Origin of the sequence: Arthrobacter sp. FX8 (assembly GCF_026723805.1) — a bacterium.
In the GTDB taxonomy this organism is placed as follows: domain Bacteria; phylum Actinomycetota; class Actinomycetes; order Actinomycetales; family Micrococcaceae; genus Arthrobacter.
Genome location: NZ_CP113505.1, coordinates 2,770,876 through 2,783,222 on the forward strand (window position 1 = coordinate 2,770,876; position 12,347 = coordinate 2,783,222).

General features: G+C 66.0%; 10 protein-coding genes. 9 read left to right on the forward strand and 1 reads right to left on the reverse strand.

Translation table 11 applies throughout. The annotated features are described in order from the left end of the window. Positions 1 to 74: 74 nt before the first annotated feature. A complete protein-coding gene (locus tag OUO20_RS12905; RefSeq protein ID WP_261377463.1) occupies positions 75 to 1,277 on the forward strand; it encodes an alkaline phosphatase family protein in 1,203 nt (400 codons plus the stop codon). A gap of 1 nt (position 1,278) precedes the next feature. Then, positions 1,279 to 2,913 (forward strand): phospholipase C, encoded by a 1,635-nt coding sequence (locus OUO20_RS12910; protein WP_268001894.1) that lies wholly within the window; start codon positions 1,279 to 1,281, stop codon positions 2,911 to 2,913. Here the strand turns inward: OUO20_RS12910 and OUO20_RS12915 are convergent. After that, the gene (locus tag OUO20_RS12915) at positions 2,907 to 4,082 is read right to left on the reverse strand and encodes a carboxylate-amine ligase (RefSeq protein ID WP_018768817.1); all 1,176 of its coding nucleotides are present in this window, start codon (positions 4,080 to 4,082) and stop codon (positions 2,907 to 2,909) included. The two genes, OUO20_RS12910 and OUO20_RS12915, sit on opposite strands and share 7 nt — an antisense overlap. Before the next feature lie 200 nt (positions 4,083 to 4,282). Here OUO20_RS12915 and OUO20_RS12920 point away from each other — a divergent pair, with 200 nt between their 5' ends. The 7 genes from OUO20_RS12920 (at position 4,283) to OUO20_RS12950 (ending at position 12,327) form a co-directional block, all read left to right on the forward strand. Beyond that, positions 4,283 to 5,005, forward strand: coding sequence for a VIT1/CCC1 transporter family protein (locus OUO20_RS12920; RefSeq protein WP_268001895.1), 723 nt, complete (start codon positions 4,283 to 4,285; stop codon positions 5,003 to 5,005). Positions 5,006 to 5,065: 60 nt separating this feature from the next. Beyond that, complete coding sequence (locus OUO20_RS12925; protein ID WP_018768819.1) at positions 5,066 to 5,554, forward strand: hypothetical protein; 489 nt, start codon at positions 5,066 to 5,068, stop codon at positions 5,552 to 5,554. A gap of 159 nt (positions 5,555 to 5,713) precedes the next feature. Continuing rightward, positions 5,714 to 6,571: an aa3-type cytochrome oxidase subunit II gene (gene ctaC / locus OUO20_RS12930; RefSeq protein ID WP_018768820.1), complete on the forward strand. Its 858-nt coding sequence runs from the start codon at positions 5,714 to 5,716 to the stop codon at positions 6,569 to 6,571. Positions 6,572 to 6,586: 15 nt separating this feature from the next. After that, positions 6,587 to 8,341, forward strand: a complete 1,755-nt coding sequence (ctaD, locus tag OUO20_RS12935; RefSeq protein WP_268001896.1) for an aa3-type cytochrome oxidase subunit I — start codon at positions 6,587 to 6,589, stop codon at positions 8,339 to 8,341. 182 nt (positions 8,342 to 8,523) lie between these two features. Further along, positions 8,524 to 9,579 (forward strand): iron ABC transporter substrate-binding protein, encoded by a 1,056-nt coding sequence (locus tag OUO20_RS12940; RefSeq protein ID WP_018768822.1) that lies wholly within the window; start codon positions 8,524 to 8,526, stop codon positions 9,577 to 9,579. 4 nt (positions 9,580 to 9,583) lie between these two features. Continuing rightward, complete coding sequence (locus tag OUO20_RS12945; protein WP_026265696.1) at positions 9,584 to 11,173, forward strand: ABC transporter permease; 1,590 nt, start codon at positions 9,584 to 9,586, stop codon at positions 11,171 to 11,173. Beyond that, positions 11,170 to 12,327 (forward strand): ABC transporter ATP-binding protein, encoded by a 1,158-nt coding sequence (locus OUO20_RS12950; RefSeq protein ID WP_186447816.1) that lies wholly within the window; start codon positions 11,170 to 11,172, stop codon positions 12,325 to 12,327. The genes OUO20_RS12945 and OUO20_RS12950 overlap by 4 nt, the downstream gene beginning before the upstream one ends. The last annotated feature ends 20 nt before the right edge of the window (positions 12,328 to 12,347 follow it).

Below are 12,347 nucleotides of genomic sequence, written 5' to 3' on the forward strand. Positions count from 1 at the left end.
GCACAACTCGGCATCTGTATGCAAGAGTGGCGTCAACGCTGGGGCGCTGTAGAGACCGACGACAGGGGCCGCGTGTGTACCGAATATCAGCCCGCTCAACCGCTGTTCGGCGGCGGCCCTCACCCGCGCTGCTGCCACTGCTGACCCTGCTGCTGTTCGGGCTCGTGGCCTGCCAGGGTCCAGCACCGGCATCGCCTCCCGATTCCCAAAGCGCCACGCCATCCGAAAGCCCCGACGCGGAACCAACACCCACAGAGACCCCAGGCACCGCCGTCGATCCGCAGGGCACCCCCACGGCCGCCGGAGCCCCCGGCCACGTATTCGTGATCAACCTGGAGAACAAGAGCTACGACTCCGTGTGGGGTGGCAACTCCGCCGCGCCTTACCTGTCCGGAACCCTCCGGAAGAAGGGCGTGCTGCTGCAGAACTACTACGGCATCGCCCACAACTCGCTGCCCAACTACCTGGCCCAGATTTCCGGCCAGCGGCCCAACGACAATACGGAGCAGGACTGCCGCACCTACACGGAGTTCAACACCACGGGCAGCGACGGGGACGGCACCCTGCAGGGCAACGGCTGCCTCTACCCGGACCAGGCACAGACCATCGCCGGGCAGCTGAGCGCGTCTGGCAAGACGTGGAAGGGGTACATGGAGGACATGCAGCAGCCCTGTGAGCACCCGGTCCCCGGCGAACCCGACAACCACATCCGGGCGACCGCCGACGAGATGTACTCCACGCACCACAACCCCTTCGTCTACTTCCACGCCATCACGTCGTCCCCGGACTGCGTGAAGAACGTGGTGAACTTTTCGGCGCTGGCAAAAGACCTGAAATCCGCAGCCACCACTCCAAACCTTGCCTACATCACGCCCAACCTCTGCCACGACGGGCATGACGAATCCTGCGCCGACGGCACCCGCGGGGGACTGAGGGCCGTGGACTCGTGGCTTAAGGCCCATGTGCCGGCCATCCTGTCCTCCCCCGCATACAAGCAGGACGGCGTGCTGGTCATCACCTTCGACGAGGCCGAGGGCGACACGGCCGGGCCGTCCGCCGGAGACGCCGGGAGCCCCGGAGGCGGTGCAGCCGGCGGCAAGGTGGGTGCCCTGGTGCTGTCCCCGTTCAGCCCGGCAGGGGCCACATCGGACCAGCCGTACAACCACTACAGCCTGCTGGCCACCATGGAGGACATCTTCCACCTGCCGCGGCTCGGGATGGCCGGCGACCCGGGCGTGCAGGCCTTTGGCGGCGATGTCTTCCGGCAGGCTTCCTAAGATGGGCTTCCCGGGGCAGGGACGACGGCCCGGTGTCCCGGCCGCCGCCTTGACCGTGGCGGCCCTGGTGCTGCTCGCCGTCGTGGTTCCCGTTGCCCTGCGCCCCGGGACCTCGTCCGGAACCAACGGAGGGATCTCCAAGATCAAGCACGTGGTGATCATTACCCAGGAGAACAGGTCCTTCGACAGCTACTTCGGCACCTACCCGGGTGCCGACGGCATTCCCATGCAGGACGGCAAGCCTGCCGTTTGCCTGCCGGACCCGGCGCGCGGAGGTTGCGTTGCGCCGTTCTACGATTCATCAGACAGCAACGACGGCGGCCCGCACAGTCCGGCCGACGCGGCGGCAGACATCAACAACGGTGCCATGGACGGGTTCGTGGCCCAGGCGGAAAAGGGCGTTGCCCATTGCGAGGCGACCGCCACCGACTGCACGTACAAGACCAGGCGCACCGACGTGATGGGCTACCACGACCGAAAACAGCTGCCGACCTACTGGACATACGCCGACAATTTCGTGCTTCAGGACCACATGTTCACCTCCGCCGCAGCCGGAAGCCTGCAGGCCCACCTCTACATGGTGTCCGAGTGGTCGGCCAAGTGCACGAAGCCCGGGGAGCCGTCGTCGTGCGTGGATGCACTGGATGGCCTGGACAATGAACCTGAAAAGGCGGAGTTCGATGACAGCCTGATCGGCGAATGCCAGGCAGACCAGGACCTGCAGACCTGCCGCGACGCCCTCGGGGAGGCAGGCAGTGGCCCCGACCTTGCCGTCCAAACCCAGCAGCTGGCAACGGCCAGCTGCAAACGCACCGATTCCTACGCCACCTGCAAGGCCGCCGTCGACGCAGCACCATTCCCGGCCGCGCTGAAGGAGAAGCTGGCAGCAGCAGCCAAGAACCTGAAACAGCCCAATTACGCCTGGACCGACCTGACCTACCTGCTCCACAAACACAATGTGCCGTGGGCCTACTACGTCTTCAGCGGCACCGAGCCGGACTGCCGCAACGATGCCGCCACGTGCGCCCCCGTTGAGCAGGATGCCGAAACGCCGGGGCGGTGGAATCCGCTGCCGTACTTCGACACGGTCAAGGAGGACGGCGAGCAAGGCAACATCAAACCGCTTGCCGGTTTCTACGACGACGCCAGGCAGGGCAGGCTGCCGGCCGTCAGTTGGGTGGCACCCAGCGACGAGGTCAGCGAACATCCCCCGGCCAAGGTCAGCACCGGCCAGCAGTATGTTGCCGGGCTGGTCAACGCGATCATGAGCGGCCCGGACTGGGACAGCACCGCCATCTTCCTGAACTGGGACGACTGGGGCGGGTTCTATGACCATGTCCAGCCACCTGCGGTGGACAACAGCGGCTACGGCCTGCGCGTCCCCGCCATGGTCATCAGCCCCTACGCGAAGAAGGGCTACATCGACCATCAGATCCTCAGCCAGGACGCCTACTTCAAATTCATCGAGGACGATTTCCTGGGCGGCGAAAGGATCGACCCCGCCACCGACGGCCGGCCCGACAACCGCCCCGGGGTCCGGGAGAACAACCCGCAACTGGGCGATCTGGCCAACGCCTTCGACTTCAACCAGACACCGCTGCCGCCATTGATCCTGCCCAACGCCACCACCTACTGACGCCTGCGTCCAGGACGCGGCTCCCAGGAGGAGCCGGCAGTGCAGTCAGCCGCATCCTGTACTACCTGCTCCAGGTCGCCGGTGCGGTGCAGCACCTCCATCTGCCGCACGGCGCCGGTGCCGGTGTTGAGTACCGCGTCCACCAGGGCCTCCACCCGGGGCAGGTCACCCATGTCTTCCAGCGCCCCACGGATGTGGTTCAGCAGGGAATTCACGACGGCGAGCGCGGACGCCGGGCGGTGCGTATGCGGGTCCAGCAGTTCTCCCCGCAGCCCCCACCGGCTTGCTTTCCAGGCGGCCAGCCGAAGCAGCGCCGAGGGCGCCGACACCGGCTCGATGCCCTCGCGCCATTCCCGCGCGGACGTTTCCACCAGGCCCCTGGCAATTCCCGCCAGCATGACGGTGTTCTCCGGCCGCAGGCACACGTCGGCCACGCGGATCTCTACTGTGGGGTAGTGCCGCGAGAGGCGGGCATCGAAGTAGACCATGCCCTCGTCCAGGGCGACGCCGGTGCTCACCATGTCGTGCACCAGCTGGTGGTAGGCGTCCGGGGTCCCCAGGATGTCCAGCGGACCGGCCGAGGGCCAGCGGTTCCAGACCTGGGAGCGGTAGCTGGCGTAGCCGCTGTCCTGGCCGTGCCAGAACGGTGAGTTGGCGCTGAGGGCGATAAGCACCGGCAGCCAGATACGCATCCGGTCCAGCACGGCCACGGCTTCCTCCGGCGACTCCACCGAAACGTGGATGTGGCACCCGCAGGTGAGCTGTTCCCTGGCGGTCAGCCCGTATTCCTCCGTCATTGCCCTGAATCTCCGGAGCTGTACGGGATGCGGGTCGGCCGGGAGCGGCGAGGTGCCCAACGCGGCCACCCTGACGCCGATGTCCCCTGCCGCCTGCCGGGCGATGCCCCGCCCGGCAATGATGTCCTGTTCCAGCCGTGCCAGGGTGGCGTGGGGCGGGGTGACCACCTCGATCATTTCCTGCTGGAACTCAGCGGCCAGGACGGGCCCGGCTCCGGCCTGCAGGGGGCGGACGTACAGGTTCAGGAGTGCTCCGGCCATCGGCACGGCTTCCCCGTTTGCGGGGTCCACCAGGAGCAGCTCCTCCTCGACGCCGAACGTCCGCCTGCCTGCGCCCGCGCCTCCGTTGCCGTCATTGCCGTAGGTGTCCATCGCCGTCGTCCTTCTCCCGTTGCCTGCTCATGGAGCGTCCAGGCCTGGATCCTGCCTTTTCAGGACTAGTAAGTAAACTTATTTGTTTTAAGGTACGCCCAGGATTGCAGTTGGTACAGGGTCTGCACCAGGCATGCCCGTGTGGTTAGGGGATGCAAACCTTCGTGGCAGAGGGGTCCCTGCAGTGCTTTACTGCCAGCATGTCTGAAACTCTCAAGCTGAGCCGCAACGAACCGCACGACAGCAGCGTGACATCCCGCCTGAACTGGCTGCGGGCCGGTGTCCTGGGCGCGAACGACGGCATCGTCTCCGTGGCGGCAACTGTGGTGGGCGTGGCCGGGGTGACCAACGACCTCGCGCCAATCCTGGTGGCAGGCACCGCGGCGGTGGTGGGCGGCGCCGTGTCCATGGCGTTGGGCGAATACGTTTCCGTGAGCAGCCAAAGCGACAGCCAGCGGGCACTGATCGAAAAGGAACGCCAGGAGCTCAGAGACGATCCCGACGGCGAACTGGCAGAGCTTGCGCACATCTACCAGGCAAAGGGACTCAGCGAAGCCACGGCCCGGACAGTTGCCGAAGAATTGACGGCAAAGGACGCACTGAAGGCACACCTGTCTGCCGAACTGAACATCGACGAAGAGGAAGTGGTCAGCCCCTGGCACGCAGCCTTCGCCTCCGCCATCGCGTTCACCGTCGGCGCCGTGCTGCCTATGCTGGCCATCATCTTCCCGCCCGAAGGGGCGCGCATCCCGGTCACGTTCGTCGCCGTCATCCTGGCGCTCGCGCTGACCGGCACCGTCAGCGCCAAAATCGGCGGCAGCTCCAAGCGCAAGGCCACCATCCGGCTGGTGGTTGGCGGGGCGCTTGCCATGGCCTTCACGTTCGCAGTGGGAAGCCTCCTGGGCACCACCGGCATCGCCTAGCCCTTCTCGAACCCAGCCACTTCCCACATTCCGCTGCCCGCTACTGATCAGGAGTTTCCCGTGCTGGAGATCGCCGGCCTTCCGGCCCATATTCTGTTGATCCACGGCGTGGTGGTCCTGGCTCCGCTGGCCGGGGTCTCGGCAGTGGTTTTCGCCCTGCTCCGGCGCACCAGGCGTTACCTGGCCTGGCCCATGGGAGTCCTGGCACTGCTGCTGGTTCCGCTGTCCGTCCTTACCGCCGAAGCGGGGGAACAGCTGGAAAAGGCCAGGGGCGCGTCACAACTGGTTGAGGAGCACGCCCACCAGGGGAGTTTCCTCCGCTACGTCACAGTGTTGTTCCTGGTGGCCGTGGGTGCCCAGATCACCGCAGCCTTCCCCACGCTCCTGACACGCCGGCCCGCCTTCCACGGTCTCCGCGGGCTTCTGGAGTCCCGCTGGCTGCTCCCCGCCACCTCGGTGCTGGGCGTACTGGCGGGACTGTTCCTGGTGTACCAAAGCATCGTGACCGGCCATTCGGGAGCAGTGTCCGTTTGGGCCGGCAGCCGCTAGCGCAGCCCCCCGAAAACCTCTTCCCATCAGCATCCGCCCCGGCGTAGGGTGGGGCACACAACTGCTGGTCCCGGGGCCAGCAGTGGGCTCATGCAGTTGGGCTTCTGGAGCATGCCGGAGGGACCACAGGTGGGTAGGAAACCATTCAAAAACCAAAGCATGCGGCGCCTGGCAGGACTGGGCGCTGGCCTTGGTGTGTTGCCGCTGCTGGCCTCCTGCTCCGCCGAAGTGTCCCGCGGCTTCCTGCCCGGCAACCGTGACACCACCAACAACACCGCGCTGATCACGGACCTGTGGGTCAACTCCTGGATCGCTGCACTGGTGGTGGGCATCATCACCTGGGGACTGATGATCTGGGTCATCGTTGCCTACCGGCGCCGGAAGAACACCGTAGGGTTCCCCGCGCAATTGAGCTATAACCTTCCGCTGGAAGTGTTCTACCTGGCCATCCCGCTGATCGTCATCGGCGTCCTGTTCGTCTTCACGGACCGGGAACAGCGGGCCATCGATGCACGCTACCCCAACCCGGACGTGGTGATCGACGTCTTCGGCAAGCAGTGGTCCTGGGATTTCAACTACGTCAAGGAACAGGTTCACGAGGACGCCGGACAGCAGGCCCACCTGACGGGCGACTGGGGCACCCCGGACCGGCTGCCCACCCTCTACCTGCCGGTGGGGAAGAAAGTGGAACTGCACCTGCAGTCCCGCGACGTGCAGCATTCCTTCTGGGTGGTGGATTTCCTGCAGAAACGCGACCTGTATCCGGGCCACGAACAGTACAACCCCTACATCAACATCACCCCCAACCGCGTGGGCGAATACATGGGCAAGTGCGCCGAACTCTGCGGCGAGTACCACTCCGAGATGCTCTTCAAGGTCCGGGTGGTCAGCCAGCAGGAGTATGACAGCCACATCGCGGACCTGAAGGCCAAGGGCAACACGGGCAACCTGGGCGCCGACTACAACAGGGCACCGATGTCGGCCCCGTCACCGCAGGCCCCGGACGCAGCACAGTAAAGGAGGGCACCGAACATGACCACCACAGGCCAAAGAATGGGCGGAACCGCAGCCACGGCCGCACCGGCAGTGGTCCGGCGCTCCAAAGGCACCATCATCGTCAACTGGATCACCTCCACCGACCACAAGACCATCGGGTACATGTACCTGATTGCGTCCTTCGTGTTCTTCTGCGCCGGGGGCGTGATGGCCCTGCTGATCCGTGCCGAATTGTTCGAGCCCGGCATGCAAATCCTGCAGACCAAGGAACAGTACAACCAGCTGTTCACCATGCACGGCACCATCATGCTGCTGATGTTCGCCACCCCGCTGTTTGCCGGGTTCGCCAACGTGATCATGCCGCTGCAGATCGGCGCCCCTGACGTGGCCTTCCCGCGCCTGAACGCGCTGGCCTTCTGGTTCTTCCTGTTCGGCTCCACCATCGCGGTGTCCGGCTTCATCACCCCGCAGGGCGCAGCGTCCTTCGGCTGGTTCGCCTATGCGCCGCTGTCGAACACGACGTTCACCCCAGGCATCGGCGGTGACCTGTGGGTCTTCGGCCTGGCACTGTCCGGCTTCGGCACCATCCTGGGCTCCGTCAACTTCATCACCACCATCATCTGCATGCGCGCCCCGGGGCTCACCATGTGGCGGATGCCCATCTTCACCTGGAACACCCTCGTCACCGCCATCCTGGTGCTCATGGCATTCCCGCCGCTGGCCGCCGCCCTGTTCGCGCTCGGCGCGGACCGCAAGTTCGGCGCCCACATCTTCGACCCGGCCAACGGCGGCGCCATCCTCTGGCAGCACCTGTTCTGGTTCTTCGGCCACCCGGAGGTGTACATCATTGCGCTGCCGTTCTTCGGCATCGTGTCGGAGATCTTCCCGGTCTTCAGCCGCAAACCCCTGTTTGGCTACAAGGGCATCGTGTACGCCACCATCGCCATCGCAGCCCTGTCCGTGACGGTGTGGGCCCATCACATGTACGTCACCGGCGCGATCTTCCTGCCGTTCTTCGCCTTCATGACCATGCTCATCGCGGTGCCCACCGGCGTGAAGTTCTTCAACTGGATCGGCACCATGTGGGGCGGGTCGCTGACCTTCGAAACGCCGATGCTCTGGAGCATGGGGTTCCTGGCCACGTTCCTGTTCGGCGGCCTCACCGGGATTATCCTGGCCTCGCCGCCCATGGACTTCCACGTCTCGGACACCTACTTCGTGGTGGCGCACTTCCACTACGTGGTGTTCGGCACGGTGGTGTTCGCCATGTTCGCCGGGTTCTACTTCTGGTGGCCCAAGTTCACCGGCACCATGCTCAACGAGCGCCTGGGCAAGATCCACTTCTGGATGCTGTTCCTGGGCTTCCACGCCACGTTCCTCATCCAGCACTGGCTGGGTGTCCTGGGCATGCCCCGCCGGTACGCGGACTACATGCCGGAGGACAACTTCACCGGAATGAACCAGTTCTCCACCATCGGGTCGTATCTCCTTGGAGCGTCCCTCATCCCGTTCTTCTGGAACGTCTACATCACCTGGCGCGCCGGCAAGAAGGTCACCGTGGACGATCCCTGGGGCTTCGGCGCTTCGCTGGAGTGGGCCACCTCCTGCCCGCCGCCGCGGCACAACTTCACCTCGCTGCCCCGGATCCGTTCGGAACGTCCCGCCCTGGACCTGCACCACCCGGAGCTGAGCGTCCGGCTCCACCCGTCCGAAAACGCCCCCGGGGAGAGCCTCCTGGGTGCCGCGGACATAGGGGAGCACGACGTCCACGACCCCAACCCGAACACCTAGTGGACCATCAGAATTACGTCACGCCTTGTTTGCGTAATTGATGTGAACCTCATCACTTAAAGCGCTTTCCGGCTTGGAGCTTAGGTTTGCCTACCCTACAGTTTCCTGACATAGGCACCGTTTACCGGCGCCCATCAGGACTTAGGTTCAAGCAGACTTTTTCCCCACCGAAAGCAGCCTCAATGAAGATCCGCAACAGCGCGCTGGCCGGCATCGCACTCGCCGCCACCGCCGCTCTTGGCCTGACCGCCTGCGGCGGCGCCACCCCCGCCGGCAACGGCTCGTCTTCCGCTTCCGGCGGCGCCGCCGCGGGCGGGATTACGGTGTACAACGCCCAGCACGAGAGCCTCACCAAGGAATGGGTGGATGCCTTCACGGCCGAAACCGGCATCAAGGTGACCCTCCGGCAGGGCGATGACACGGAGATGTCCAACCAGATCATCCAGGAAGGCCAGGCGTCCCCCGCGGACGTGTTCCTCACCGAAAACTCCCCCGCCATGACCCAGGTGGAGAACGCCGGCCTGTTCGCCGACGTCAACAAGGACACCCTGGCCCAGGTCCCCTCCGAATTCACCCCCTCCACCGGGAAGTGGACGGGCATCGCCGCACGCTCCACCGTCCTGGTCTACAACAAGACCAAGCTCACCGAGGACCAGCTGCCCAAGTCCATGCTTGACCTGGCCAAGCCCGAATGGAAGGGCCGCTGGGCTGCGTCGCCCACCGGCGCGGACTTCCAGGCCATTGTCTCCGCACTGCTGGAACTGAAGGGCGAGTCCGCCACGGAGGACTGGCTCAAGGCCATGAAGGACAACTCCAAGGCGTACAAGGGCAACAGCACGGCCATGAAGGCAGTGAACGCCGGTGAAGTGGATGCCGCGCTGATCTACCACTACTACTACTACGGCGACCAGGCCAAGACCGGCGAGAACTCCAACAACGTCACGCCTTACTACTTCAAGAATGAGGACCCTGGCGCCTTCCTGTCCGTCTCCGGCGGCGGCGTGCTCAAGTCGTCCAAGAACGCAGCAGCCGCGCAGGCCTTCCTGAAGTTCATCACCGGCAAGAAGGGGCAGGAAGTCCTGAAGAACGGCACGTCCTTCGAGTACGCCATCGGCTCTGATGTGCCTGCCAACGACAAGCTGGTTCCCATCAAGGACCTGCAGGCCCCCAAGGTGGACGCTGCGAAACTCAACTCCCAGAAGGTCAGCGATCTGATGACCCAGGCAGGACTACTGTAATTCCGTGACCTCCGATCTATCGGCTCCCCCACGGCGGAGCACGACGACGGCGGGCCGGGGCACACGCCCCCGCCCGCCTTTCGGCGTTTCCGCGGTGTCCGTCGTGGCGGTGCTGATCGCCCTCTTCTCCCTCATCCCGCTGGGGTACGTGGCCTACATGACGGTGGCAACCGGGTGGGACACCGCCGTCGGCCTCATCCTGCGGCCCCGGGTGGGCGAACTGCTGCTGAACACCCTGCTCCTGATGGCTGCCACCATCCCGCTGTGCCTGCTGCTTGGCGTGGCGGGGGCGTGGCTGGTGGAACGGACCAAACTGCGCGGCCACCGAATCTGGGCAGTCCTGCTGGCCGCGCCGCTGGCCGTCCCGGCGTTCGTGAACAGCTACGCCTGGGTGTCGGCCATCCCGTCGCTGGGCGGCCTGGGCTCGGGGATCCTGATTTCCACCCTCTCCTACTTCCCGCTGGTCTACATTCCGGCGGCAGCCACCTTGAGCCGGCTGGACCCGGCCATAGAGCAGTCGGCCGCCGCGCTGGGACTGGGCGCCTGGCGGGCCTTCTTCCGGGTTGTGCTCCCCCAGCTGCGGATCGCACTGACGGGCGGCGCGCTGCTGGTGGGGCTGCACCTGCTGGCCGAATACGGCGCATTCGCGATGATCCGCTTCGACACCTTCACCACCGCGATCATGACCCAGTACCGGTCCACGTTCAACGGCGCCGCCGGGAACATGCTGGCCAGCGTGCTGGTGTTCTTCTGCCTGCTGCTGCTGGTGGCCGAAGTCCGCAGCCGCGGCACGGCACGCTACGCGAGGATCGGTTCAGGCGTGCAGGCCAAGGCTCTGCGGCTCCCCCTGCATGCCTACCACGTCCCCGCCCAGCTCTTCCTGCTGGCGCTGACCGCCCTGGCGTTCGGCCTCCCGCTGTTCTACGTGCTGAAGTGGATCCTGGCCGGCGGGGCCGAGGCCTGGACCGCCTCCGAATTCCTCCCCGCACTACTTGCCACGTTCTGGTACGGGCTCCTCGGCGCCGCAGCCACCATCGTGGTCGCCTTCCCCATGGCCTACCTCGCGGTCCGGAGGCCCGGCTGGTTCAGCAAGTCCCTGGAACTGTCCAACTATGTCACCAGCTCCATGCCCGGCATCGTGGTGGCCCTGGCCTTCGTCACCGTCAGCATCCGCTTGGTACCGGGGATCTACCAGACGGCGGGAGTGCTGGTGGCCGCATATGTTCTCCTGTTCCTTCCGCGGGCCCTGGTGAACCTCCGGGCCGGCCTGGCACAGGCGCCCAAGGAACTCGACGAGGCGGCACAGGCGCTGGGCAAGCCGCCGCTGCTGGCCTTCATCCGTGTCACCCTGCGGCTCACGGCTCCGGCCGCCGCGGGCGGGGCTGCCCTGGTGTTCCTGGCCATCGCCAACGAACTTACCGCCACGCTGCTCCTGTCCCCCAACGGCACCCGGACCCTGGCCACCGAGTTCTGGAGCAAGAGCAGCGAAATCGACTACGCCGGCGCCGCACCCTATGCCCTGCTGATGATCCTGCTTTCCGCACCCATGACCTATCTCCTCTTCCAACAGTCCAAGAAAGTAGCCGGACAGTGACAGCACCATCGACCCGCAGGCTGCCCGAGCCGCGGGTGGCACCCTCAGTGGCCGCAACCACCAACAGCCACCTGCAGATCACGGACGTTACCAAGAACTTCGGATCGCAGGCGGTCCTGAGGGGCGTCAACCTGTCCGTGGCCAAGGGCGGAACCACCGCCATCGTGGGACCGTCAGGCTCCGGCAAGACCACGCTCCTGCGCTTGATTGCCGGGTTTGAGCATCCGGACACCGGCAGCATCTCGCTGAACGGGACTCTGGTGGCGGGTGAGGGCGCTTGGCTGCCGGCGCACAAGCGCCAGATCGGCTACGTGGCGCAGGACGGTGCCCTGTTCCCGCACCTCACCGTTGGCCAGAACGTTGCCTTCGGCCTTGATGCGGCAAAGCTTGAAGGCGGCAGGCGGGCCGTGGCAGCACGCGTTGCCGAACTCCTGGAAATGGTGTCCCTGGATGCCGCCATGGCCAAGCGCCGGCCGCACCAGCTCTCCGGCGGCCAGCAGCAGCGGGTTGCCCTGGCCCGGGCGCTGGCCCGTGAACCGGAGCTGATGCTCCTGGACGAGCCCTTCTCCGCCCTGGATGCCGGGCTCCGCGTGGCCACCCGCCGCGCCGTGGCCAAGGTGCTGGCCGAGGCCGGCGTCACCACCATCCTGGTCACGCACGACCAGGCCGAGGCCCTCTCCTTCGCCGACCAAGTGGCCGTGATGCGCGGCGGCAAGCTGGCCCAGATCGGCAACCCCTTTGTGGTGTACACCCGCCCCGCAGACCGCGCCACCGCTGAATTCCTGGGCGACGCCGTCATCCTGGACGCCTGGCTGGAAGGGTCCCTGGCCACCTGCTCCCTGGGCGGCATCCCGGTGCGCAGGCCGCCGGCGCAGGGACGGGTGCAGCTGATGCTGCGGCCGGAACAGATCCGCATCGCCGAAGACGGCCCCATCCGCGGCGTGGTGGTGGACACCGACTACTTCGGGCCCGAAACCACGGTGCGGCTGAAGCTGAACGTGCCCCAGGAAGTGGCAGAGCACGCCGACCACCGCTACCCCGGCGGCGGCGAAGTGATCACCATCCGGCACTGGAACGCGTCGATCGCGCGGCCCGGCATGGAGCTGTGCCTGCGGGTTGTGGGCGAAGCCGTCGCGTTCCCGATCGAGGACTGAGCTCCGGCCTGCCGCGCTCA

Excerpts from the sequence above, each read along its gene's own strand:
- OUO20_RS12910 (WP_268001894.1), top strand. The coding sequence starts at position 1,279 with ATGGGCTTCCCGGGGCAGGGACGACGGCCCGGTGTCCCGGCCGCCGCC.
- OUO20_RS12915 (WP_018768817.1), bottom strand. The coding sequence starts at position 4,082 with ATGGACACCTACGGCAATGACGGCAACGGAGGCGCGGGCGCAGGCAGG.
- OUO20_RS12920 (WP_268001895.1), top strand. The coding sequence starts at position 4,283 with ATGTCTGAAACTCTCAAGCTGAGCCGCAACGAACCGCACGACAGCAGC.
- ctaC (WP_018768820.1), top strand. The coding sequence starts at position 5,714 with ATGCGGCGCCTGGCAGGACTGGGCGCTGGCCTTGGTGTGTTGCCGCTG.
- ctaD (WP_268001896.1), top strand. The coding sequence starts at position 6,587 with ATGACCACCACAGGCCAAAGAATGGGCGGAACCGCAGCCACGGCCGCA.
- OUO20_RS12940 (WP_018768822.1), top strand. The coding sequence starts at position 8,524 with ATGAAGATCCGCAACAGCGCGCTGGCCGGCATCGCACTCGCCGCCACC.